This is a genomic window from Ralstonia sp. PBBBR1 (genome assembly GCF_002256165.1).
In the GTDB taxonomy this organism is placed as follows: domain Bacteria; phylum Pseudomonadota; class Gammaproteobacteria; order Burkholderiales; family Burkholderiaceae; genus Ralstonia; species Ralstonia thomasii.
On sequence record NZ_NKIL01000007.1, the window covers coordinates 1 to 24322 of the forward strand.

General features: G+C 66.2%; 23 protein-coding genes. 11 read left to right on the top strand and 12 right to left on the bottom strand.

The genetic code is table 11. The features are described from left to right. Positions 1 to 181 precede the first annotated feature (181 nt). Positions 182 to 547: a hypothetical protein gene (locus tag CFE42_RS13445; RefSeq protein ID WP_004628944.1), complete on the bottom strand. Its 366-nt coding sequence runs from the start codon at positions 545 to 547 to the stop codon at positions 182 to 184. 190 nt (positions 548 to 737) lie between these two features. Between CFE42_RS13445 and CFE42_RS13450 the strand changes: the two genes are divergently transcribed. Continuing rightward, a complete protein-coding gene (locus CFE42_RS13450; protein WP_004628943.1) occupies positions 738 to 1364 on the top strand; it encodes a DUF1415 family protein in 627 nt (208 codons plus the stop codon). Positions 1365 to 1628: 264 nt separating this feature from the next. Here CFE42_RS13450 and CFE42_RS13455 read toward each other — a convergent pair whose 3' ends face one another. Next, positions 1629 to 3242 carry a glucan biosynthesis protein D gene (locus CFE42_RS13455; RefSeq protein WP_004628942.1) on the bottom strand — a complete coding sequence of 538 codons (1614 nt, stop codon included), beginning with the start codon at positions 3240 to 3242 and terminating at the stop codon, positions 1629 to 1631. A gap of 276 nt (positions 3243 to 3518) precedes the next feature. Here CFE42_RS13455 and CFE42_RS13460 point away from each other — a divergent pair, with 276 nt between their 5' ends. Both CFE42_RS13460 and CFE42_RS13465 read left to right on the top strand, forming a co-directional pair. After that, entirely contained in the window at positions 3519 to 4760 is a 1242-nt protein-coding gene (locus CFE42_RS13460; protein WP_004628940.1) for an AGE family epimerase/isomerase, read from the top strand. 8 nt (positions 4761 to 4768) lie between these two features. After that, positions 4769 to 6070, top strand: coding sequence for an MFS transporter (locus CFE42_RS13465; protein ID WP_024542591.1), 1302 nt, complete (start codon positions 4769 to 4771; stop codon positions 6068 to 6070). A 563-nt stretch (positions 6071 to 6633) separates the two neighbouring features. Here the strand turns inward: CFE42_RS13465 and CFE42_RS13470 are convergent. After that, a complete protein-coding gene (locus CFE42_RS13470; RefSeq protein ID WP_004628937.1) occupies positions 6634 to 7725 on the bottom strand; it encodes an ABC transporter substrate-binding protein in 1092 nt (363 codons plus the stop codon). 282 nt (positions 7726 to 8007) lie between these two features. Between CFE42_RS13470 and CFE42_RS13475 the strand changes: the two genes are divergently transcribed. After that, on the top strand, positions 8008 to 8805 hold the full coding sequence (locus CFE42_RS13475; protein ID WP_004628935.1) for a helix-turn-helix transcriptional regulator: 798 nt from the start codon (positions 8008 to 8010) through the stop codon (positions 8803 to 8805). Positions 8806 to 9028: 223 nt separating this feature from the next. Then, positions 9029 to 9175 (top strand): MipA/OmpV family protein, encoded by a 147-nt coding sequence (locus CFE42_RS13480; RefSeq protein WP_235202073.1) that lies wholly within the window; start codon positions 9029 to 9031, stop codon positions 9173 to 9175. Between the two features lie 12 nt (positions 9176 to 9187). On the opposite strand, the gene CFE42_RS13485 is transcribed toward CFE42_RS13480, so the two are convergent. Next, complete coding sequence (locus CFE42_RS13485; RefSeq protein WP_004628933.1) at positions 9188 to 10108, bottom strand: alpha/beta hydrolase; 921 nt, start codon at positions 10106 to 10108, stop codon at positions 9188 to 9190. A 112-nt stretch (positions 10109 to 10220) separates the two neighbouring features. Here CFE42_RS13485 and CFE42_RS13490 point away from each other — a divergent pair, with 112 nt between their 5' ends. Then, positions 10221 to 11165: a helix-turn-helix transcriptional regulator gene (locus tag CFE42_RS13490; RefSeq protein WP_004628931.1), complete on the top strand. Its 945-nt coding sequence runs from the start codon at positions 10221 to 10223 to the stop codon at positions 11163 to 11165. Positions 11166 to 11255: 90 nt separating this feature from the next. Continuing rightward, positions 11256 to 12020: a PepSY-associated TM helix domain-containing protein gene (locus CFE42_RS13495; protein ID WP_004628929.1), complete on the top strand. Its 765-nt coding sequence runs from the start codon at positions 11256 to 11258 to the stop codon at positions 12018 to 12020. Between the two features lie 71 nt (positions 12021 to 12091). Here CFE42_RS13495 and CFE42_RS13500 read toward each other — a convergent pair whose 3' ends face one another. Then, positions 12092 to 12955, bottom strand: coding sequence for a MurR/RpiR family transcriptional regulator (locus tag CFE42_RS13500; protein ID WP_004628926.1), 864 nt, complete (start codon positions 12953 to 12955; stop codon positions 12092 to 12094). Between the two features lie 288 nt (positions 12956 to 13243). Here CFE42_RS13500 and CFE42_RS13505 point away from each other — a divergent pair, with 288 nt between their 5' ends. Then, the gene (locus CFE42_RS13505) at positions 13244 to 14290 is read left to right on the top strand and encodes a porin (RefSeq protein WP_004628924.1); all 1047 of its coding nucleotides are present in this window, start codon (positions 13244 to 13246) and stop codon (positions 14288 to 14290) included. Between the two features lie 280 nt (positions 14291 to 14570). Here the strand turns inward: CFE42_RS13505 and CFE42_RS13510 are convergent, their stop codons facing one another. Both CFE42_RS13510 and CFE42_RS13515 read right to left on the bottom strand, forming a co-directional pair. Beyond that, a complete protein-coding gene (locus CFE42_RS13510) occupies positions 14571 to 16844 on the bottom strand; it encodes a mechanosensitive ion channel family protein (RefSeq protein ID WP_037043844.1) in 2274 nt (757 codons plus the stop codon). Between the two features lie 72 nt (positions 16845 to 16916). Then, positions 16917 to 18206: an MFS transporter gene (locus CFE42_RS13515; RefSeq protein ID WP_004628920.1), complete on the bottom strand. Its 1290-nt coding sequence runs from the start codon at positions 18204 to 18206 to the stop codon at positions 16917 to 16919. 119 nt (positions 18207 to 18325) lie between these two features. Here CFE42_RS13515 and CFE42_RS13520 point away from each other — a divergent pair, with 119 nt between their 5' ends. Continuing rightward, complete coding sequence (locus tag CFE42_RS13520) at positions 18326 to 19042, top strand: glutathione S-transferase (protein ID WP_004628919.1); 717 nt, start codon at positions 18326 to 18328, stop codon at positions 19040 to 19042. 43 nt (positions 19043 to 19085) lie between these two features. Here CFE42_RS13520 and CFE42_RS13525 read toward each other — a convergent pair whose 3' ends face one another. The 4 genes from CFE42_RS13525 to CFE42_RS13540 all read right to left on the bottom strand — a co-directional run bounded on the left by CFE42_RS13525 (position 19086) and on the right by CFE42_RS13540 (position 20755). Continuing rightward, entirely contained in the window at positions 19086 to 19475 is a 390-nt protein-coding gene (locus CFE42_RS13525) for a hypothetical protein (protein ID WP_004628916.1), read from the bottom strand. A gap of 41 nt (positions 19476 to 19516) precedes the next feature. Further along, positions 19517 to 19939, bottom strand: a complete 423-nt coding sequence (locus CFE42_RS13530; RefSeq protein WP_015855792.1) for a hypothetical protein — start codon at positions 19937 to 19939, stop codon at positions 19517 to 19519. A 335-nt stretch (positions 19940 to 20274) separates the two neighbouring features. Continuing rightward, a complete protein-coding gene (locus CFE42_RS13535) occupies positions 20275 to 20502 on the bottom strand; it encodes a hypothetical protein (RefSeq protein ID WP_004628913.1) in 228 nt (75 codons plus the stop codon). 43 nt (positions 20503 to 20545) lie between these two features. Then, positions 20546 to 20755 (bottom strand): hypothetical protein, encoded by a 210-nt coding sequence (locus CFE42_RS13540; RefSeq protein ID WP_004628910.1) that lies wholly within the window; start codon positions 20753 to 20755, stop codon positions 20546 to 20548. Positions 20756 to 21032: 277 nt separating this feature from the next. Between CFE42_RS13540 and CFE42_RS13545 the strand changes: the two genes are divergently transcribed. After that, positions 21033 to 22247: a hypothetical protein gene (locus CFE42_RS13545; RefSeq protein ID WP_004628908.1), complete on the top strand. Its 1215-nt coding sequence runs from the start codon at positions 21033 to 21035 to the stop codon at positions 22245 to 22247. 15 nt (positions 22248 to 22262) lie between these two features. Here the strand turns inward: CFE42_RS13545 and CFE42_RS13550 are convergent, their stop codons facing one another. After that, complete coding sequence (locus tag CFE42_RS13550) at positions 22263 to 23411, bottom strand: cation diffusion facilitator family transporter (protein WP_004628906.1); 1149 nt, start codon at positions 23409 to 23411, stop codon at positions 22263 to 22265. 335 nt (positions 23412 to 23746) lie between these two features. Between CFE42_RS13550 and CFE42_RS13555 the strand changes: the two genes are divergently transcribed. Next, on the top strand, positions 23747 to 24319 hold the full coding sequence (locus tag CFE42_RS13555) for a response regulator transcription factor (protein WP_238563731.1): 573 nt from the start codon (positions 23747 to 23749) through the stop codon (positions 24317 to 24319). Positions 24320 to 24322 lie beyond the last annotated feature (3 nt).

Genomic DNA, 24322 nt, shown 5'->3' on the forward strand with positions numbered 1-24322 from the left:
ACCTGCTCAACCACTGCCAACTTAAAAGCCAGCGTGTAGTCCCTCTGCGTTCGCTTCTTCTGCCCTTCCATCTTGACCCTCACTCCCTGGCGGGGAAAAAGTGTCAACCTTATTCAGGACGGGTCACGGGCAACAAAAAAGCGCACCGAAGTGCGCTTTTTTTCATGGTTCGGCCGGCGGCTTACTTGCCTTCGCTGTTCGGCGTCTGGGCGGGCCCGCCTTGTTCGCTCATCGCTTCCTTGCGCTTGGCGCGAGCTTCCTTCTTCTCGGCCTTGCGGTTAGCCTTGGCAGCCTTCTTTTCTTCCTTGTAGGCAGCCTTGGCGTCGGACTTGCGAGCCTTGTATTCGTCGCTCGCGGCCTTGTCGTCAATGCGCTTCTGAACCAGCGGGTCAGACGACGAAGTGGCCGGCCCGTCTTGCGGGGCGGTCTGCACGGTGCCGGTGGTCTGCGGTGAAGTCTGCGGTGCCGGCGTCATCTGTGCGAAAGCAGCCGACGCAGCAAACGTGGCGGCAACGGCAAGGGCGGTTTTCAGGCGCAGTTCAATCATGGTTGAGCTCCTTCTTTTACAAAAACACGGAATGGACGGACCACATAAGCGGCGCGCGAAGCACCCGAAGTGATCTCGGCGTACATCAACGGCGCACGCCGGGCGTTGCAAATCACAACACCCATCCCTTCGCAAGAAGCGCTCCCGGCCCATCGACTACACTGCGCGCTCTCTCTTCCCTCACTACGCCGTGTCCGATTACGCCCCCGATTTCGTCCTGCTCGATCCACCCGCCGACGCCCTGCCGTTGGACGCGGACGCCGCCGCCCTTCATGTCGCGACCGTGCAGCGCTGGCTGGAAGACGCCGTCATCGGCCTGAACCTCTGCCCGTTCGCCAAGGCCGTCCACGTCAAGCGGCAGGTCCGATACGCCGTCAGCCGCGCCACGATGGACGGCGACGTGCTCGACCACCTGCGTGCCGAAGCCGATCTGCTGCACACCACCCCCGCCGCACAGATCGACACCACGCTGCTGATCGTCCCCGCCCTGGCCGATTTCCTCGATTTCCACTCGCTTACGGAGCGCGCCGAATCGCTGCTCGCCAAGGCCGGCTACGAAGGCGAGCTGCAACTGGCCAGCTTCCACCCCGATTTCGTCTTCGCCGACGCCGAGCCGGACGACATCGCCAACGCCACCAACCGCGCGCCGGCCCCGATCCTGCACCTGCTGCGCGAAGACAGCATCGCCCGCGCCGCCGCAGCCGTCCCCGACGCAGCGGACATCTACGAGCGAAATATCGAGACGATGGAAAAGCTGGGCCCCGAAGGCTGGGCAGAAATGGCAAAGAAGTTCGGCAAGACACCGCCCCGCGATTAGCCAACAGCAGCGACGGTGTGGCCGTCCCCTGCCCTAGATGGCGCCTTGAATTTCTGTTGCAGGGAGGAAAAAGAAGGGAGGCCTGTCTGAGCGCAGCGAGTTTGCCTCCCTTCCCTCCCTGCGACATAAATTCAAGGAATCTTTCGTCATCTCGGGCGCGCCTTCTTTGCTTACTTTCTTTGGCAAGACAAAGAAAGTGAGTCGCCCCCGGCAGGGGGTGAAACAAGAGATGCACCACCCGCATCAATCAAGCAAGCCAAAGAATCAAACCGCCCGATCCACCGGCGGCGTCCACTGATACGCCCAAGTCTCAGAAAGCAACCGCTCCCCCGACTGCAACGTCAGCAACAACTCAATCGGCGCATTGCCCGCGTCCGGGACCACATCAAACATCGCCCGGACACCATCGATGCTCGCCAGCGGCCGCGCCGACGCAATCTCCACCCGCCCGCGCGAGGCGCGTATGACAGGCTCCACAGTCGACCCCGCCGTGCTGCGCCCCAGCCGCGACAGCTCACCGCCGGCAAAGTCCACGACAAACCGCCACGAGAAGTATTTGCGCGGCTGCCCCACCACGCCGCCAATGCCCGTACGCGTCGCCACCACCCGCGCCAGTGGCGAGGCCGCTGCGGGCTGCGCGCCCCACGTCAGCCGATAACCGAACGCCAGTTCCTGCCCGGCATGCGGCGCAACGGCGGGCCGCCAGAAGGCGACGATGTTGTCGAAGGTTTCATCGTTGGCCGACAGCTCCACCAATTCGACCGCGCCCTCGCCCCAGTCATGCGTGGGCTCGACCCACACGCTCGGGCGCTTCTCGTAGAACACGCCGTCATCCTGGTAATGATCGGAATTGCGGTCACGCTGCAGCAGGCCGAAGCCACGCGGGCTGTCGTCGGCAAAGCGCTGGCTGCGCAGCACAGGCGGATTGGCCAGCGGCCGCCAGATCCACTCGCCCGAGCCACGCCAGATGGCCAGGCCATCGGAATCATGGATTTCCGGGCGCCAGTCCGATGCGCGCCAGCGACGTGCGGCGCTATGGCGATCGCCGGCGCGGTCGGTGCGGTCGTTCTCGCCGTAGAGGAACATGCTGGTCAGCGGCGCGATGCCCAGACGCTCGATCGGCTTGCGCACGTAGAGCGTGGCGGCCACGTCCATCACGAGCGTGTCGCCGGGGCGGATGTCGAAGCGGTAGATGCCGGCCACGCTCGGAGAATCGAGCAGCGCATAGACGCGCGCCGTATCGGCATCGGCGGCCGGGCGCACCAGCCAGAATTCAGTGAAGTCCGGAAACTCTTCTGCGCGAGGCAACCCCGTATCAATCGCCAGGCCGCGCGCCGACATGCCGTATTGCCACTGCCCGCCGACGGCGCGAAAGTAGCTGGCACCCAGGAAGGCCGTCACATCGCGCGTCGGGTCCGCCTTGGTCGTCAGCCGAAAACCGGCGAAACCGAGATCGGCCGGCAGCGCCTGGTGATCCAGTCCGCTCTTGCCGTAATCGAACATGGCCGGGTCGTAGGCAATCAGGCGGGCATGGCCGTCCACCACCTCGTGCATCTGGACAGCCGACTTGAAGAACAGCCCGAGGTGGAAGAACTTGGCCTCGAACGGCAAGTGCTGGCCGGCCCACAATGCGTGATCGGGGCGATAGCCAATCGATTGATAGCCGTCCCAGCCAAGCGTGACCAGCGGCTTGGGCAACTGCGTGCTGCGGGGCCGGTATGGCCTTGTGGCCAAGGCCCGGGCACGCGCCAGCAGGCGGGCTTCGTCAAACGGTTCGGGGGCGCCAGCGGCGGTGCCGGGCGTGGCGCTGCGGGACAAACCAGGAGCCAGGGCAAGCAGCCCGGCGGCCAACTGCTTGAGCAGGTCGCGACGGTGCATGGATCGGGGCAGGACCAGGGGGATGAGCCAAGGGTGATTCATCTTCGCACAACCCACGCCCAGGCAGCATCCGGTAAAAACCTTTCATTGGACCCACAACCCTGCGCCGTGACCGGGATTGCGCCAGTTGTGCGTGGCGCGGGGCCGCCAGTTGGAGCACAATCCCGGGTCTGTTCGCATGTACAACGCATATACGTCGCCTATGGTGAACAGAACAGATTCGAGCAATCGGCCTGGCTAAACGGGTCGACGCCCGCCACGATCATCACGGCGCCCATGCTTTCACAATCCTCCACGCCCCCGCTGCCCGATACGGCCTCGACCGAACCGTCCCCCGCCATTGCGGCTGCGCTGGAGTCATTCGGCCGCTACTACGACGCCGTCCTGCTGCCCATGTGGCTGGGGCCCGGCTGGAATGCACAGGCCGGCCTCTGCTATGAGGCGCTCGTCGTCGACAACGGCGCGCTGGTGCCGGCATCCACCGCGCGCTACCGGGCGATGGCGTGTGCGCGGCAGCTGTATACCTTCGCGCGTGCCACGCAGCTCTCCAGGCGCCACCGCGATCTCTGCGCCGAACGCGCCGCTGCCCTGTGCCACGCGCTGGACACGCGCTTTCGCGACACGATCCACGGCGGCTGGCTGTTTGCGATCGACAGTGCGCTGGCCCCGCACGACACCACCAAGGATCTGTACACGCACGCGTTCGTGCTGTTTGCCGCCGCACACTGGCTTGCCGTGAGCGGCGACCCACGTGCGGCCGCGCTGATGCATGACGCGCACGACGTGATCGCCCGCAGCTTTGCGCGGGCCGGGGTCAAACCGCTGCCGGTCGCGTCCATGGACGCCAGGTTCAGCACCACGCTGGCCGGCGTCGCGCAGAACCCCGTGATGCACCTGACCGAGGCCTACTTGGCCGCCGCCGCGCTCGACGAACCGCCCGCCTGGGCCGAGACCGGGGTGCGCACGCTGGCCGAGGGCATCCTCGCGCGCTTCATCGACACGCGCACGGGCAGCATCGCCGAGTTACCGATCGACGAGGCCAGCACCGACAACCGCATCGAACCCGGTCACCAGTTCGAATGGTTCTACCTCGTACGCGCGCACGCCGATGTCTTTACGCGCTCCGAAGCCGGCCTCCATCTGGCCGAGAGCCTTGCCCGCGCGGTGGACGCAGCCTGCGCCGACGGCGTGGATGCCGACACCCAGGGCGTGTGCCTGTCGCTCAATCTGGACGGCACGATGCGCGACGCCAGCCAGCGCATCTGGGCACAGACCGAATACGGCCGCGCCCTTGCGCTGTGCACCGAAACGCAGGGCGCCATGCTCGCGCGCCTGCTGCCGGTGTGGTCGGCGCGCTTCCTGCACGCACAAGGCTGGAACGAGGTCATCGACCCGGCCGGCCAGCGCCTGCGTGCCGACATGCCGTCGAGCACGCCATACCACATCACCACCTTTTACGAGGCGGCCCGCAGTTCGCTGTCCGGCTCGCCCGCACGTTGTACCCAAGCTGTTGAATGAAATCCACCATGCATACCACCAACCCCAATGAATCCAAGGCTCGCACCGTCTTCCGGGTGGTCAGCGGCAACTTCCTGGAGATGTACGACTTCATGGTCTACGGCTATTACGCCAAGGCCATTGCCGACACCTTCTTCCCCGCCGGCAACGAGTTCCTCTCGCTGATGCTGTCGCTGGTGACCTTTGGCGCCGGCTTCCTGATGCGGCCCCTGGGGGCAATCTTCCTGGGCGCGTACATCGACCGTCACGGCCGCCGCACAGGGCTGATCGTCACGCTGGCGCTCATGGCCTGCGGCACGCTGCTGATCGCGCTGGTGCCAAGCTACGCCACCATCGGGCTGGCGGCGCCGCTGCTGGTCCTGATCGGCCGTTTGCTGCAGGGCTTTTCGGCCGGCGTGGAGCTGGGCGGTGTGTCGGTCTACCTGGCCGAAATCGCCACCCCGGGCAAGAAGGGCTTCTTCGTGAGCTGGCAATCGGCCAGTCAGCAGGTGGCCGTCATGTTTGCCGCGCTGCTAGGCGTGCTGATGTCGTACCTGCTGCCGCCGTCTGAGATGAGCGCCTGGGGCTGGCGCGTGCCGTTCCTGATCGGCTGCCTGATCGTGCCGTTCCTGTTCATCATCCGCCGCTCGCTGCAAGAGACCGAAGAGTTCCAGAAGCGCAAGCACCGTCCGGACCTGCGCGCCGTGTTCCGCTCGATGGGCCAGAACTGGCGCCTGGTAGGCGCGGGCACGCTGATGGTCGTGATGACCACGGTGTCGTTCTACCTGATCACCGCCTACACGCCGACCTTCGGCAAGAGCGTGCTGCACCTGTCCGACATGGACAGCCTGATCGTCACGCTGTGCGTGGGCGCCTCGAACTTCTTCTGGCTGCCGATGATGGGCGCGGTGTCTGACCGCGTCGGCCGCCGCCCGCTGCTGATCCTCTTTACCGTGCTGATGCTGGTGACGGCCTACCCGGCCATGCAGTGGCTGGTTGCTGCACCGTCGTTCGCCCGCATGCTGACCGTGCTGCTATGGCTGTCGTTCCTGTACGGCAGCTACAACGGCGCGATGGTCGTCACGCTCACCGAGATCATGCCGCCGGAAGTGCGCACCACCGGGTTCTCGCTGGCGTACAGCCTCGCCACAGCCATCTTCGGTGGCTTCACCCCGGCGATTGCCACATGGCTGATCCACGAAACTGGCAACAAGGCGATGCCGGGCGTGTGGGTGTCGTTCGCCGCGCTGTGCGGGTTGATTGCCACGCTGGCGATCGTCAAGCCGGCGGGCAGGCATGAGCATGGGGCGGGCACGGCGCCTGTGGCCTGACGGGCATTTGGGATGAAGGAACGCCTCTTGGAGGGGAATCTCTCTGAGGGGCGTTTTGATTTTCGGCTTTTGTTTTCTTCTGGGATTTTTTTGTGGTCCACCCCCCTTTCGTTCCCTGCCGGGACCGACTCACTTTTCTTTGTCTTGCCAAAGAAAAGTAAGCAAAAGAAAGGCGCCATCAAGGGCTCAACGTCAAAAGAGAAAGGCCAACCCGTCGCGCGGTTGGCCTTGTCGTTTGGGCTGGCGCCCAGAGGGTGTGGCTTTTGTCTTTTGACTTTCCTGCCCTAGATGGCGCCTTGAATTTCTGTCGCAGGGAGGAAAAGGGAAGGGAAACTGTCTGAGCGCAGCGAGTTTTTCCCTTCCCCTCCCTGCGACAGAAATTCAAGGAGGGGGTCGCCATCTCGGGCGCGCATTTCTTTGCTTACTTTCTTTGGGCAAGACCAAAGAAAGTGAGTCAGCCCCGGCAGGGGATGAAACAAGGGATGCACCACCAACAAAGAACCCCCCGTTCCTCCTCACTCCCAACCCCGCCATTCAGCACAACAAGCTTCACGCGCCCAGCGTTACTGAATCACAAGCCCATTCGGCCCCACCACCCCCAGCTCCACATAGTGCGAGCCCGGACGCGTGCGGTCGGAAAAATCCACCACAAATCCGCCACCCACATCGAAGTTGCGCAGGTGGGCCAGCTCGCGGCGCACCTGGTCGCGCGTGGGCTTGGGGCCGGCGCGGCGCACGGCTTCGGCCAGCACCTTCGCGGCCACAAAGCCTTCCACCGCCCGGAATGAAAGTTCGACATCCTTGGCGCCCACGGCCGCGCGTGCGCGGTTGAATTCGCGGATGACGGGGTTCACGCCCTTGCCGGGGTTCGGCATCACGAGCGCCAGCGAATAGCCGCGCACCGCGTCGATGCCGGCCACCCGGAGCAGGATGCCCGGATCAATCGACGACAGGCCCAGCAGTTGCGCGCCGCCACCGCGCGCGCGGTATTGCTTGATGAACTGCGCGGCGGGTTCGGCCGTGGCGCCCAGGAAGATGGCCTGCACATCGGCGCCGAGCAGCTTGTCGACGGCGGCGCTCACCGAAGCCGTATTGCGCGGGTACGAAGCCATGCCGCCCATTGTGAGTTTGTACGGCTTGAGCGCGCGCTCCACGCCTGCCAGCACCTCCTTGCCGAGCGCATCGTCCTGATACAGCACGCCGATGCGCGTGACGCCAATGGTGACGAGCGCGATCACCATCTTGTCGATCTCTTGCCGGTAGCTGGCCTTGATGGGAAACACCAGCGGATCGCCGGTCATGCTGGCGGCCCCGGTGGCCGGGCCGACCAGCGGCAGGTTGGCTTCGGTCAGCACGCCGCTGCGCATGAGCGCTTCCACATTGGCGGTGCCGACCACGGTAAGCGCCGCCACCGGGTTGTCGATCTTGGCCATGTCGCGCACGTTGCGGAGGGTCTGCTCGACCTTCTGCTCGTCGTCGCGGGCCACCAGGCGGATGGTTTCGCCGTTGATACCGCCGTCCAGGTTGAGCCAGTCGAAATACAGCCGTGCGCCAGCGTTGAGCGCCCGCCCCGTCGCGGCTTGTGTGCCGGACAGCGGCAACGATTGGATGATGCTGATGTCGGCGTGGGCGGCTGGCGCTGTCAACGCGGCCATGCATGCCACACACGTGGCAAGCGCAGCCCACGGCCGCAACCACCCCATCGCTCCGCGCGCCCCCCGGCTGCGCGTGTGATTTCCCGTTTGCATTATTCGCACCCATTTCGCCGCGTGCCTCGTGGGCAACGGCGTTTTTGTCGAGACCGCTTCGGCAGTCCGCTTTCTAGTGTGGCGCCCCACATCATCGACGCCGGGCGATAGCCTGCCATCGACATCTGGCTTCCACAAGTCCTGCGGGCGCATTTACACTGGCTCGACCGTTTCTGTCGCAAACCCGCCATGCCACAGCGCCTCCTGCCTACCGATATCGAAGGCCGCACGCCGCCCTCCGCGGCGCACCCGGTGCGGCTCTACACGCGGCAGATGGAGGCCAATACGCGGTTTCCGCGCCACACGCATCCGTGGGCGCAGGTGGCGTATAGCCACAACAGCGTGCTGCGCGTGCAGGCGGGCGACACCGCCTGGGTGGTGCCGCCCTCGCGGGCGATCTGGATTCCGCCCGGCATCGAGCACGAGGTGTGGGTGGTCGAGGCCGCCTTCCTGCGCACGCTGTACGCCGACCCGTCCGTGGTGACGGGCGCGCTGGCGCAGTGCCGCGTGATGGAGGTGTCGCCGCTGCTGCGCGAGCTGATTGCCGCGATGGACGTCCGCCAGCCGCTGCCGGCCGCGCGCGAGCAGGCGCTGGCCATGCTGGTCCTGGATGAGCTGCGCCGCAGCGCCCCGCTGCCGCTGGATCTGCCCATGCCCGCCGACAAGCGCCTGCGCGCCCTGTGCGAACGCGTGATGGCCGACCCCGGCACCCCGCTCACCTTCGACGCGCTCGCCCGCGATGTGGGCGCCAGCGCACGCACGCTGGCGCGGCGCTTCCGAGACGAACTGGGTGTGAGCTTTTCGCAGTGGCGCCAGCAGGCCGTGCTCGCCAGCGCCATCCCGATGATGTCGCAGGGGATGCCGCTGTCGCGCGTGGCGCAGGAACTGGGCTACAACAGCCAGAGCGCGTTCTCTGCGATGTTCCGCCGGGCGTTCGGCAGCAGCCCGAGCGCGTTTCTGCATCGGCCAGGCGGCGACGAGACCTAGCTGCCCCGATCACCAACCGCGAGCGCGGCTGGTCGGGCCACATTGACGTGGCGGCGCCGGTCGTGAGCTAGGGCAGCGACACGATCACCGTGAGCCCGAGCCTGCATTTCGGCCCGAGCAAGTACATGCAGACGTACTTCGGGGTAACGCCGCAGCAGTCGTCCAACAATGGCTTTGCGCAATACAGCGCAAGCAGCGGCCTGCAAGGCGCCACGCTCACGGTGTGGCCTGGACGCATACCTTCTCGCGCCACCGGGCCGTGCAGACGGCGGTGGGCACCTCGCGCCTGCTGGGCAATGCGGCCAAGAGCCCGATCGTGCAGAACAAGCAGAGCTACTTCGGCGGCACGGGCCTCGTCTACACGTTCTGATCGGGCCGCCAATCAAGCGAGGGCATCGAGCCACGCCACGGTTTCGCGCCACCACGGCGCACCGGACGATGCGCGGAAGAAGCCCATGTGGCCGACGCCCTTGGCACCCAGCGCCGCGCCGCTCACCTGGCGGCGCGTGACGCGCGTGGCGGGCAACTTCGCGATGAGCGCGTCGATGGCCTTGGCGGGCGCCATCGGGTCATCGTCAAAACCCCAGGCGAGCAGCGGCACGGCGAGCCTCGGATAGCGTGAGGTATCCAACCCGGCACGCCGCGCGAAGAGGTAGCCGCGCCGCCGGGCAAAGCGCGCCCAATCGCCCAGGATGGCGGCCGGAATCGACATCGGCCCCATGCCGACGGCCGCCAGCGGCAGCATGCCGCCGCGCACGCGCGCCACCGCCAACGGAATCCGCACATGCAGCAGCCACGCGAGCTGCGGACGCGTCAACAGCCCGCGCCACGGCCAGAGCCGCGCATTCGCCAGCGACACCGCCACGTGCACCAGCGCATCGGCGTGCACGATGTGCGGCGCCAGCCCCGCCAATTGCCCGCCCGCGCTGTGGCCGAGCACCACCAGCCTGCGGCCGCTGCAGCCCTCGGGGACGAGCGTGTCGTGCACCCATTTCAGCACCGCGTCGATGTCGTGCCGGCCCCAGTCGGCAAAGCGCGGCGTGCCCGGGCCGGTCGCGGCCGCCTCACCAATGCCGCGGTAGTCGAACGTCACCACACGCCAGCCCGCCAGGCACAGGGCCCGCGCAAACGCCGCGTAGAACCGGCGCGGCACGCCCAGCGCCGAGCAGATCACCACGGTGCCGTGCGCGCCCAGCCCAGGGCTGGTGACCGTCACGGGCAGCGTCCAGCCGTCGGCCGTGCGAACGTGGTCATCGCGGGTGGGAAGGGCATCGGCGGGGTAGTCGATCGGTTCGCGCTGCATGGGAACTCCGCTCGGGGTGTCGGGATGGACCCAGTATTGGTGCCGCCGAAGACGGTCACAATTACGCGGCACGTAATCGCAGCAGCTACTCGACTCTGCTTCAATAGGCGACATGACGCCCACCAAGCCCGCCTCCGCCCCGTCCAGCGACGACGACACCCTCATGCTTGAAGACGCCAACACCGTCCAAGCGGCGATTCATCCGCCTGAAGCGGCGCTCTCGCGCTTCCCGCAGTTGCTGCGCTTCTGGCGTACGCGGCGCGGGTATAGCCAGCTGGCGCTGGCCCTGGCGGCGGGTGTGTCGCAACGGCATGTGAGCTTTCTGGAATCGGCCCGCGCGGCACCCAGCCGCAACATGATCCTGCAACTGGCCGAGGAGCTGAACGTGCCGCTGCGCCATCGCAACCAGATGCTGCTGGCGGCCGGTTTCGCTCCCGCCTATTCCGAACGGGGTCTCGCCACGCCGGCCGATGAGGCTTCGCCGATGATGCAGGCAGTGCGCCATGCGGTGAAGCTGATCCTCGACAAGCAGGCGCCGTATCCGGCCATCGTGCTGGACCGTTTCTGGCATGTGCTCGACGCCAATGCCGCGCATCGCCGCCTGATGCGCTGGGCCATCGGCGACGACCGGTCCGAAGGCGCGCCGGGTGCCGTCAACATGATGAAGCTGGTGTTCGACCCGACCGCGCTGTGGCCGGCCATTGCGAACCCCGATGTCGTCGGCCGCTACTTGGCCCGGCGCGTGCGGCAGGAGCTGGCCCTGCAAGCCATCGACCCCGCGACGCAACGGCTGCTGCACGACATCCGCGCGATGCAACCTGCGCTGTTCGATGCGGCTGATGCACCGGCACCCCCCGCCCCATCAGCCCAGGACGCCGCCGATCCGCCGCCGTTCCTGCCCGTCTCACTGCAGCGCGACGGCGTGACGATCTCGCTGTTCTCCACGCTCACCACGCTGGGCACGCCGCGCGATGCGGGGCTGCAGGAGATGCGTATCGAGTGCTTTTATCCGGCAGACGAGGCGTCGCGACGGGCGTTGGAGCGTATTACGCTGTAAGCTTCCGGCGATTGCAACGAGAATCATTCTCATCTATATTGGCCGGTCGATTTGTCTTCCTCCGGCGGCCCTTGCGCCGCCTTGTGCTTCATGACTGACCTGTCCCATCCCCCGCTTTCGGCTGAGCCGGCCGCCACCGCTCGCCTGACGAAGGCCAGATCCGAACACCCGGCCAACCGCCGCGCCACGATCGTCCGCTGGCTGCGCAAGACGCATGGCTGGTTCGGCCTGTGGGGCGCCGTGATGGGCCTGATCTTCGGCGTGTCGGGCATCTGGCTGAACCACCGCGCGGTGTTGAAGCTGCCCGTGACGCAACAGCGCATCAATACGCAGATCGCCCTGCCCGACCCCGTGCCGGCCACGCCCGAAGCAATGGGCGCCTGGCTGCAGCAGACGCTGAACACGCCCGACCCCGCCACCCGCACGCGCGTGGAAAAGGCCAAGCCGGTGGCATGGGCCGAGCGCCCGGCCAAGGGCGAAGGCGCCAAGGACGACAAGAACGCCGACGCACCGCGCGAACCCGCCGCCAAGCCGCTGATGCAGCCCGAGCAATGGACCTTCAACTTCGGCAGCGCGACCACCCAGATCCAAGCCGAATACTGGGCAGGCAACCGCTCGGTAGCGATCCGCCAGACCGATAACGGCTTCCTCGGCACGCTGATGAACCTGCACAAGGGCGTCGGCATGACCGTGCCGTGGATTCTGCTGGTGGATACGCTGGCCGGCTGCCTGATCTTCCTGTCGATCTCGGGCCTGTGGCTGTGGGTGATGACCACCAAGCGCCGCACGGTCGGCTGGACGATCTTCGGGTTGGGGAGCCTGCTGGCGATCGGGCTGGCGATCTCGCGGCTTTGAGTGCCGCATGTGTTGTGGATGGCGCCCGCGTGGCGCCATTTTTTTCGCCTTCGACGCGTCGTCGCGGTCGATTACGGGCGATCGACGCTGCGCTCGGTCAGCAGCCGCTGGATTGCCCGCATGCGCGAACGCACCATCTCGTCGCGGCGCTGCGCCACGCAGGTCATCAGGATTTCGATAACGGTCAGATGCACGAGGTACGCCTCGGTGCCGACCCGCATCACCGCATCTTCCGGCACGTCCACCGTCAGCGCGATCTGCGCGCGCTCGGCCAGTGGCGTGCCCGCTTGAGTGATGGCGATCACGCACGCACCCTGCTCGGCCGCATACGCGATCGACTCCAGCAGATACGGCATGCGCCCCACGTGCGAGAACGCCACCACGACGTCGGACGCGCCGAGCATGGCGGCTGACACGAGCTGCAGATGCGCATCGAAGTAGGCGTTGGACGCCAGCCCTAACCGCATGAGCCGCGCCTGCATGTCGTTCGCCATGAACGATGAGGCCGCACCGGCCGCATAGCAATCGACGCGGCGCGCGCGGGCAATGCGCTCGGCGGCGGCGTCGACCTGCGTGGTGGACAGCGATTCACGCAGCTTGGCCAGCGCCCGCGTAGCGCCGTCAATGACCTTGCTGGCGACCAGCGCAGGCGGGTCCGCCCGGCCGACATGGCCCGGCAGCGTCGGCTGCGCGTGCGCCAGCTCGGCGGCCAGCGTGGCCTTGAACTCGCGCAAGCCTTCAAATCCGAGCGCCTGGCACATCCGCACGATGGTCGGCATCGACACGCCGGCGCGCACGGCCAGCGTCTCCACCGATTGTTCGAGCGACAGCTCCGGCGCGTCCAGGATCAACCGCGCCACGCCCTGCTGCGCCGGCGAAAGCGCGGGCAGCTGGGCGCGCAAGGCGTTGAGCAGGGGAACGGAGAACGAAGGCATGGGCGATACGTGGGCGGCGAACAGAAATGAGCGTCGCCAGTGTAGCGGCAGCCCCGCCCCACGCCGCCTGCCCGAGGGAAAACCCCCAAGAATCTGTAAGCCGGCGGTTTACGCACAGAGCCCCTTCAGAGGGCAACGCCCCGGCCAGCGCGACGTGTGCGGCGCTTTGCCGGTGCATGCGTAACTTCAACCCTTACAGCGCAGACTTGCCTGAGAGTCGGCCCCCGAGCCAGGCCGGAAAACCCGTTCCGGCCGACACAACAGTCGTTACGACAATAAGGGAGCCACATGACCACTTCGATCCGTTCCATTCCGCTATCGGCCGTTGCACTGTCGGCGCTGCTTGCCTGCGGCGCGGCGCACGCGCAATCGAGCGTCACGCTGTACGGCGTGATGGAAACCGGCCTGCGCTACAGCACCAACAACGACGCCGACGGCCACGGCAAGGCCGAGATGGCGGGCGGCTACTACAGCGGCAGCCGCTTCGGTATTCGCGGCTCGGAAGACCTGGGCAACGGCCTGAAGGCCGTGTTTCATCTGGTCAGCGGTTTCGCCCCGGACACCGGCGTGGGCTCCACCAACGACATGGGCCTGGGCGGCTACAAACCCACCACGCCCGCCACCTCGCGCCTGTTCGGGCGCCAGGCGTATGTCGGCTTGGAAGGCGGGTTCGGCTCGCTCACGTTCGGCCGGCAGGAGAACCTCGTCTTCAACACGGCCGGCCAATACGACGCGCTCTCCATCGGCAACCTCGGCGCAACGGCGTGGCACGTCACCGCCACCGGCGTGCGCATCGACAACTCGGTCAAGTACGTGGGCGATTTCAACGGCTGGCGCCCCGGCGTGATGGTCGGCATGGGCGAGCAGGCGGGCGCGTTCTCCGCAGGCAACTACAGCGCGCTGTCGCTCAACTACGCCAGCGGCCCGTTCGCGTTCGGCGGCGCGTGGGAGCAGCAGAAAGACCTGCAATCGGTCGGCACCCGCACCTGGACCACCGGCGGCAGCGTGCAGGTCGGCCCCGCCAAACTGATGCTCGGCTACATCAACTACCGCGACGGCACGCCCACCAAGAACGACCTCATCCTCGGCGGCGTGAAGTACGACTTCAGCGGTCAGTACAACCTCGTGGTGGGCGGCATGGCCACGCGCCAGCGCGACCCCGACGGCCTGCGCTACACCGCCTACGCGATCATGAATTACGTGGTCAGCAAACGCACGTGGCTGTACGTCGGCATGGACTACACCCACCAGAAAGACGCCGGCACCGTCCTGGCAGCCGCACTGCCGAAAGCCTCGCAGACCGGCGTCATGGTCGGCATGCGCCACGGCTTCTAAAACGAAGACACGGCCTGGGCGCCAAGACGTGCGCCCAGACGGTTTGGCCTTTGACTTTCCCTGCCCTAGATGGCGCCTTGAATTTCTGTTGCAGAGAGGAAAAAGGAAGGGAAACTGTCTGAGCGAAGCGAGTTTTTCCCTTCCCCTCTCTGCGACATAAATTCAAGGAATCTTTCGCCATCTCGGGCGCGCCTTTCTTTGCTTACTTTCTTTGGCAAGACAAAGAAAGTGAGTCGGCCCCGGCAGGGGACGATACGCGGGATGGACCAGCAACACACCTTTAAGCCGGCGCCCCCGCAGCGGGTGGCTCGGCCGTAGGCGGCACCTTCCGCTCATCCGGCCCACCAACCCGCGCCATCCACTCCTCCAACGCCGCAGAAGTCCGCAACACCGTCCCCGGCGCCGCCAGCGGCACGCCCGCATTGTCGAACGCATCCTTAAGCACAACGTTGAACGCCCGCAGTACATCCGCCTGCTTCTGCGGACGCGTCTTGAACCGCCCCTTGACGATCATCGCGCCCCCTTCAAAGCGATCCAGCCCGAAGATTTCCGCACCGCCGAGCAACGTGTAGCCAAAGCGCGGCTCACCCGCAATCTGGTCAGCCGCCGCGCGCACGAGGTCGATCGCCTGCTGCGGCTCGGCCTCCATCGCCACGCGCACTTCAAAGTCGGCAAACGAGTAATCGCGCGAGAGGTTGCGCACGGTCTTGATCTGGCTGAACGGAATCGACAGCACCGCGCCCGTGCCATCGCGCAGCCGCACCGTCCGGATAGTCAGGTTGATGACGGAGCCCGTGGCCACCCCCACGTCCACCACATCGCCTACGCTGATCGTGTCTTCCATCAGGATGAAGATGCCGGTAATGAAGTCCTGCGCCAGCGACTGCGCCCCAAACCCCACCGCCAGGCCGATTACGCCGGCGCCGGCCACCAGCGGCGTCACGTTCACGCCCAGATTGGCCAGCACGCCAATGCTGGCCGTCACCACCAGCATCACCTTCAGGCCATTGCGCAGCAGCGGGAGGATGGTCAGTGCACGCGTGCTGGGCTGCGCCCGTGCCGAGGCCGGCGACAGCGCCCGCAGGATCGCCGTGTCGAGCAGGATCCAGACGAGCCAGGTGGCAAACACGGTGCCGATCAGGCCCACCAAGGCATCGGCGATGCGCTTGCCGTTGACCGAACTGTGTGTGACCTCCACCAGCGTATGGCCCCACACGCGCAGCACCAGCTCCAGGAAGGCGATCCAGATGACGAGCTTGATCAGCGCGCCAACAAAATGCTTGAGCCGCTCGAGATAAGGCGAGCTGCGCGTCAGACGCAGGTGCGCGCGCCAATTCGCGCGGGGGCGGACCAGCGCCGACAGGAAGAAGGCGGCCACCAGCAGCAGCGACGTCATCACCGCGCGGCGCGCCACGACGTCAACGTTGTCGGGCATCGTCAGCGTGGCCATGACGGTGGCGCCCGCCAGCACCACCACCGGCACTGGCCAGAACGCCGCCAGCAGGCGACGGATCTGATTGCCCGTGTGTTCGCCGCTGCGCAGCTCCAGCGGACGATTGGCGATCAACTGGCCGATGGGCCGCCGCGCCCACAACGCGCCCACCGCCAGCATCAATGAAGACACCACATTGCACACCGTGGCCAGCAGCAGACTGAGCGAACCGCCCAGCACCAACGCGACGCGCGGGTCCACCAGCGCATCGCCGCAGGCGCCCAGACTGGCCGTCAGAAAGATCGGCCACATGCCATGCTTGAACAGGTATTCCACTGCCACGCGCCGATGCGCGCTGCCGGAAAACAGCGAGAACAGCATCGCCACGCCCGCCGTGATGATCGCGCCCCATACGATGGCGTAGGCCAGCACCAGCGCCAGGACGAAGCCCGGCGAGGCGTCGTGGTCGAGCCGCATGATGACGGCAAAGGAAATCGCCCACGGGCCGATCTTGCGCAGCGCGTCGATCAATAGCGCGCGCGTCGTCGGGTGCGGCCCGAGGCCCACGGTGAGGCCAAACACGCGGCGGATCAACCAGCCCAGGCCCAGCAGGCCAGCGGCGATGGCGGCCCAGATGCCAACGGTGCTCGCAAAGTCGGCAAGCAGCGGCATGCGCTTCTCGGGCGCGACGAGCAGGCTCGCGTTCCCGCTGGCGGCCTCGATGCGGCGCAGCCAGTAGCGCGGCGCACCGGCTTCCACATCGGCCTGCAACGAGCCGTTCTCGATGAGCGAAGCCACCGCGCCCAGCAGGCCCGGCGCCTGTTCGGCCTGCACCTTCTGCTGCGCGCTCATGCCGTCTCGCAACTGCTTCAGTTCATTGACGAGGGCGGTGCGTTGCTGGTCGTTGTTGAGCAGCGTGATGACGGTGTCGAGCGACTGGCGCGTCTGCGCAGGGTCCGCCGCGGGCGCCGATGCGCTGGCGGTGGAAGTCGGCAGCCCGGCCAGCTTGGCAAACGACACCGGCGCAGCGTCGGCCACACGGGCCACGCCGATCATGACCAGAAGCAGAAGCGATGCGAGCGGCCACAGTCGCCGCGTCCAGAAAAGAAAATGAGTGCGCATGACAGAAAAAGCGATCGTCCAGATGCAGACATCGATCACGGCACGATACGCGAATTCCCCGGGCGTACAACCTCAGCGCCTGGCACCCGGTGGCAGCGGGGCGCGCCGCCAGAGCCAGGCCGCCGTGCCCAGCGCACAGGCCACGCAGCCCATCACCAGCGCCACCACGCCAGGCCAGCCCCACGACGCATAGAGCTTGCCGCCTGTCGTGCCGATCAGGCTGGAGCCCAGGTAGTACGCCAGCAAATACAGCGCTGCCGCCTGCCCCTTGGCACGCTGCGCGCGGCGCCCGACCCAGCCGCTGGCCACCGCGTGCGCACCGAAAAAACCGAAGGTCAGCAGCGCGATGCCGCCAATCACCAGCAGCAGCGGCCCCGCCAAGGTCAGCAGCACACCCGCCGACATCAGCACCGTGCCCGCCAGCAGCATGCGGCCCCGGCCATGGCGATCCGCCAATCGGCCGAACCATGCAGAGGCACCAATGCCGAGCAGGTACACCATGAAGATGCCGCCCACCGCCGTCTGGCTGAGAGCATACGGCGCATCGAGCAAGTGAAAACTCGCGTAGTTGTAGATCGTGACGAAGCCGCCCATCAGCAAGAAGCCCATGGCGAACAGCGCGCGCAGACCCGGCTCGCGCAGATGGGCGCCCAGCGTGTCGAACAGATCGGCCAGCGCCACACCCTTGCGCGGCACAAAGCGGCGCGACGGCGGCAGCAGCCACAGGAAGGCCATTGCCGCCAGCAAACCCAGCGAGCCGGTAAAACCCATGGCGGCGCGCCAACCGAAGTGGTCGGCCACGGCGCCGGCCAGCACACGCCCCGCCATCCCGCCGAACGCCGTCCCGCCGACGTACAGGCCCATCGCCATGCCCAGCCCTTGCGGATGCACCTCCTCGGCCAGATACGCCATGGCCACCGCAGGCACGCCACCCAGCACCACGCCGAGCAACGCCCGCGTGGCCAGCAACCCGTGCCAGCCTGGCAACACCGCCGCCGCCAGCGTGAGCACCGACGACAGCACCAGTGACACGCCCATCAGCGTCTTGCGATGGATCGACTCCGACAGCAGCCCCGCAAACAGGATCGCAAACGCCAGCAGCAGCGTGGACACCGACAGCACCAAGCTCGTCTGCGCGGGGGTGAGGCCAAAGTCGTGCGCCAGCAGCGGCATCAGCGGCTGCACGCAATACAGCAGCGAGAACGTGGAAAATCCCGCCGCGAACAGCGCCAGATTGGCGCGCAGATAGCCAGGATGGCCCCGGACCAGCCAGCGGGAATGATCAGCGGGTTCGATGGCGGGTAGAGGGGACGGCGGCGGAGACGGCGAATGGGTCGGCGAAGGCGGAAGCGGAGCGTTCACGGCGGGCGGGTTGAAACAAGCGCAGGGGCGGGCGCCTATTATCGTTCGCAGGCACCGTTCCTGCTGCGATGCGACATCGACCTTGCTGCGCAGCCTCCATCTCGCTCATCTGCCCGATCATGGAAACCACGCTCTACTACTGGCCCGAAATCCAGGGCCGCGGCGAATTCGTCCGGCTCGCGCTGGAGCAGGCCGCCGCGCCCTATACCGACCTCGGCCGCGAAGATGCATCCACCATCGAAGCGTTTCTCGACGATGCCGGCATTCCGACACCGCCGTTCGCGCCACCGTTCCTGGTGTCCGGCCCGCTGGTGATCGCACAGACGGCCAACATCCTGCTTTACCTGGGCCAGCACTACGGCCTGGCCCCGCAGGACGAAGCCGGTGGCCTCTGGACGCACGGCCTGCAACTGACGATTGCCGATTTCGTGGTGGAAATTCACGACACGCACCATCCCATTGCGTCATGCGAGTACTACGAAGATCAGCGCGCCGAAGCCAAACGCCGCACACAGGATTTTTTGGATAATCGCGCGCCCAAGTTCCTGCACTACTTCGAGCGCGTGCTCGACCGCAACCCCGCCGGCCCGACATGGGCCGTGCGCGATGCGCTGACGTATGTGGACTTGTCGCTGTTCCAGATCGTGGCCGGGCTGCGCTACGCGTTTCCACGCCACATGCAGCGCTACGAGCGCGCGTTGCCGCATCTGGTGGCACTGCATGATCGCGTGGCGGCACAGCCGAACATCGCGGCCTATCTGGAATCGCCGCGTCGCATTCCGTTCAACACGATGGGCATCTTCCGCCACTATGCGGAACTCGATGCACTGAAATGACAAAACCCGACGCAAAGCCGGGTTCGCATGGAGGTTGAATCGCTCAGGCCGCCAGCGGCGTAGCGGGCAACCGGCGGCGGATGTCTTCCAGCGCGGCGGGCCAGCTTTCGATGGCCGCCAGATCATGGATGTCCTGCAGATCGATCAGCAGATCGACCACCTGATCGTCGTCGACATTCACGCCGGAGCAGCGCAGCGCACGCGCGAGCGGATCCTCGCTCGGCACACGCAGCAGGCTCACGCCCAAGCGCTCGATGGCGCTGCAATAGAACGCATCATCGATGAGAATCCCGACGCCGCATCGGCGGTTATCGAGTCCGCGGTAGCGCGGCTCGCCGTCGGCATCTTCGGAGCGGCATTGCTGCGCGAGCAGGTGCGCGCGCACGCGTTCAAAAATGTCCTCGATGGCGAGGAACGTCCCCTTCCCTTTCATGGCGTCACCTTCTATAGGGTGATCTGTGACCGGCCGGTCGGTCAGAATGTATCGACGAGTGCGCCGTTCAGGCCGAATTGGCGCGCAATCGACTGCAGGCGTTCCTTCCACTCCCACGTGCCAAACACGTCGTGCGCGTTCTGCAGCTTGGAGAGCAACTCGACGGTGTCGCGGTCATCCACATCGATGCGCGCACGCTTGAGCGCGCGGCGCAATGCGATGACGCCGGCGTCCATGTAACGCGGAATCTCGTTGGTCGGCTTGAGGATGTAACGCACCGGCACGCTTTCCATCGACGTGGTGTAGTCGCGCACGCCGATCAGGTTGCCGATCGGGCAGCAGCGGCCGCCCTGGCCATGGTACGCAGCGCCGCCGCGCGGCAGGATGGCAGCGCCGCCCTGACCGAACAGATGACGGACTGCGCCGTCGTAGATTTCTTGTTTGCTGAGATATTGCGTCTTCATGTTCTTTCCCCTGACCCCAGATTGCAGGCGTCGCCGATTCGATTCACTGCCGACTTCCGGCCTGACGTTGCGCCCGACGTCGCACATCTGCCATCCGTGCGATCTATCTTGGTTCAGGATGCACCAGAACCATGGGCCGAAAAAGGACCGGAATGTAAGTCATTTTTACCATTTGCTTTTTGGCAACGAATTGCCCGCAAAGGTGCGCCAGTCAACGCTTTATAGGTGCCTTTCACACCACGCGATCACACTGTTTTTGGATGTCGTGATGCACGTTCGCAACAGCGTGTGCGCAAGGCTGCGCGCACGTGGCGCATGGGTCGTAGGCGCGGCGCTTACATCCCGATGATCTGGTCTGCGTGGCCGAGGCAAAAACCACGTCGGTCATGGTGCCCGCAGGTGGGCATCACCTCGTAGCCGGCGGCGCGCAGCAATACCGCACGCGCGGCAACTTCCACCGGAGGCAGGGGCTGCCCCGAGTGCTCATCGCGCACCAGCCGGCCGAGGTGGGCAAACGGCTGGTGCAGCAGATGGTCCAGATCCAGCGAACCGCAGTACCGCATCACATCACCTTCTTGAAAACAGCGGCGGCACCGGGGCACGCCGTTACATCGATTCGTCTGCCAGCTCAGGACACGGAACCAGCGTCTGGCGCACACGCGCATACGCGCCACGCTGTGCCCAGATCGCGTCGGTCAGAGCGGCGATCAGCGCGTCGCGCGGCAGGCTTTGTGGTGCCACGCCGAACTGCGCCTCCACGGTACGTAGAGCCTCCGTCACTTCGCTTCGCCATCGGGCGTCGAGTCGCTGGGTCATGTGGTTCTCGCTGGGTCGGTTCTGGCGCGGTGGGCGGCGGGCTGGTGCCCACTCTGGCCGCGCTGGGACGGGATTGGCGGAATGGGTTCCGCTCTTGTTTGTGAAGAACGGCACACGGGGCCGAAACTTGATTGCCGCAGCGGGGGGTAACCGGTGCTCCGTCGTGCTTGGCAACACCCGGCGCCACTCCGCCAAACGGGTTCCCCCATTCGCGCAGCAACTTCGGCGCGCTACCGTGGCCCAATCGGTTCCGAAACCGCCCACCCCCTACCCACCGATGAAGATGGAGCGTCACGTGTCCCGACTGTCTTTCCTGCGCCGTACCGTCCTCGCCCTTGCGTGCGTGCTGGCCGTGCCCGCCGTTGCTACGGCCGGCGCGCCCGATCCGCGTCAATACATGCACGGCATCAGCGCGGTGCCTGGCGCAACGGCCAACACCTTCAACGTATTCTTCAGTAGCTCGGGCCTGCCCCCGCGCGGTGCCGATCGCAGTGGCAGCTGGCCGCACGATGTCTATGTCGCGCAATGGCATGCCGACACGGGCGTGCTCGATGCCCCGCGCATCTTCATCCAGAAGCCGGAAGCGCAGGAGCCCGTGACGGTGGCGCGCAACCGTGCTGGCCAGGTGATGGTGTCGTTTGAAGACGGCTGGAATGCGCCGGAAAACGTCAACCAGCGCTTCGGGATCTACGACACCGCGCTGCGGCCCATCAAGCCGTATCCGCAACTGGTGGAATCCGGTAGCCATTCGGGCCATATCACCGCCGTGGGCGAGCGCTTCGTGGTGTTCTATTCCGACGGCTGGATCACCGGCGGCGGCGTCGACAACCTCGGCAGCGGGAACGGCGTCTACCTGAAGGTCTACGACGGGCGCGGCCGTCGCCTGCACAACGTCGATGTTGCCGATGGCCGGCGCGAATGGTGGCCCATGGTGGCGGGCAGCAGCACCAATGCGCTGCTGGCCTGGCAGCAGTTCGTACCAGGGCAGACCGAAGCCAATCTGAAGATCGCCGTCTTTGATCCGGTCAGCGGACGCGTGACGGGCGAGCAGCTTCTGCACAAGCATCTGCAGTACTACACCTACAACGTCACGTGGATGCCTGCGATCGAGCGGTACCTGCTGGTCGGCGTGGCCAAGGGTAACGGCTTTGCCGATCTGATCGACACCACGGGCAAGGTGCGCGCGTCCATTTCATGCATGCCGGCAACGGTGCGCGAGGCAGGCATCACCGTCAACCAGAGCACCGCCTATACGCCCGCCGCCGATGGCCGCCTGCTGCAACTGCAGGCGGGGCCGGATTCGCTCACGCTATCTGCCACGCTGCTGAACACCGACGGCAAGCGCGTGCAATGGCGCCCGGTCGGCAGCACCGGTTTGCTGCGCACGTCGGGCGCAATCGACTGGATGTCGCTGACGGAAAAAGGGTTGGAGCAGCTGCATTTCGACCCCGCCAAGACGCAGCCGGCCAACGCGGTCGATCAATGCCGCTAGCGCGACAGGCTTAGGCTAGGCGTCTGTGACGAGCACGCGCAGGCGCACGAGACCATCCCACCGCGCGTGGACTGCATCGGCAATGCGCGCGAGTTCGCCAGCCAGCGCGGGCGGCAAGACCAGGTCAACTTCCACCGCCCCATCAACGTAATGCAGCATGCAGTGGCGCGCGTCGAGCGGCGTGCCGGGCGGCAGCAGTTGTGCCAGCACGGCGCGCAGCGCCTCGCGGTCGGGCAGCGGCACGGGGTCGGTCGCGATATGCTCGCGGGGGTCGACGTGAATTTGCACGTCGAGCACCGCCATCGCCGTATGCGCCGTCAGCACGTTGGTGCGGGCCCGGACAGCAATCGCATGGCCCTCGCTCACGGAGACGCGCGGATCCACCTCGATATGCGCGTCGACCAATGCCTGGTCTCCTGTCACACGCGTACGCAGGTCGTGCACGTTGATCACGCCCGGCGTGGCTTCCAGGCTGGCACGAATCGCCTCCACCTGGGGGGGCGGCAAGGCCCGGTCCATCAGGTCATTGAGCGCTTCCCAACCAAAGCGCACGCCCACCCGGCCAATCATCAACCCGACAACGCAGGCGGCCACCGGGTCAAGCCAGTGATAGCCCATCAGGTTGCCCGCCACGCCGACGGCCGCCACCAACGACGACACCGCGTCGGAACGCGCATGCCACGCATTTGCAATCAGCATGCGTGAGTTGATGCGCTTGGCCATGGCCAGCATGTAGCGAAAGAGCCCCTCCTTGGCCGCCAGCGCGATCAGCGCCACCACTAGCGCCGGACCATGCACCGGCGCCGGCCCCTGCGGCGAGCGCAGGCTCTCCACCGCAGCCCAGATCATGCCCGCACCCGCCCCGACCAGCAGCAACCCCAGCCCCAGCGACGCGGCGTTCTCGTAGCGCGCGTGGCCGTACTGGTGGTCTTCGTCCGGTCCCTTGTGGCTGTTGCGGTTGGCAATGAAGACGATGCCATCGGCGATCAAGTCGGACAACGTATGCAGCCCGTCGGCCACCAAGCCCTGCGAGTGCGACCACAGCCCCGCCGCAATCTGCCCCGCCGAGAGCACGCAATTGACGCCCGCACTCACCAGGGTGGAGCGTTCGGCGCTCTGCTGGCGCGCGGCCGCGGAAGGTGCTGTCGAGGATGTCGGCGTCATGGGAAATCGGTGCAATTGAAGCGTGCGAAGCAATCGCGAGCATTGTGCCACGCACCAACGCGCCGCCTGAGTCAGATCTCATCGCCGCAATCACAACACGTTGCGACAAATTTGCACCAGAAGGGCGCGGATCGGGGGGCACGAATAGGACTTTTCCGATGTTCCACGCTGGCGGCTTCGGCGATTCTCAGCAATGCGGCAAACACGTTGCCGCACGTTACACGCTCGGAGATACGTCGACATGCAGCCTCCCATCCAACTCGTCATTGCAGATGACCACCCCGGCGTGGTGGCGGCCGTGCGGCGCCTCGTGTCCGGCGTCCACGGCTTCGAGGGTGGGCGAAGCCAGCAACGCCGATGAACTGCTCGCCGTGCTTGCGCGCGTGCGCTGCGACCTCGCCATCACCGACTACGCCATGCCCGGCAGCCGCTATGGCGACGGCATCATCCTGCTCGAATTTCTCATGCGTCGCCACCCGGACCTGCGCGTGATGGTGCTCACCATGCTTGAGACCCGCGCGCTGATGAGCAACATTCTGCGCGCGGGCATCAAGGTCATCGTCAGCAAATCCGACGAGCCGCAGCACATCCTCGAAGGCATGCAGGCGGCGGTGGATGGTCGCATCTATCTCTCGCCGCTGCTCAATGCCAAGCTGCTCTGCCGCAACGGCGAGCCGCAGCCCGCCCACGACGACCCGGTCGCCAAGCTCGGCAAGCGCGAGCTGGAAGTGCTGCGCATGTACGTAACCGGCAAGACGGTCAGCGAGATCGCCCAGCAGCTCAACCGCAGCGTCAAGACCATCAGTTCGCAGAAGCAGACGGCCATGCGCAAGCTCGAGCTTGGTAACGAAGCGGCGCTGTTCGACTTTGCCGTGCGTCACGGCCTGCTTGGCAGCGGCGAGGGCTGAGCC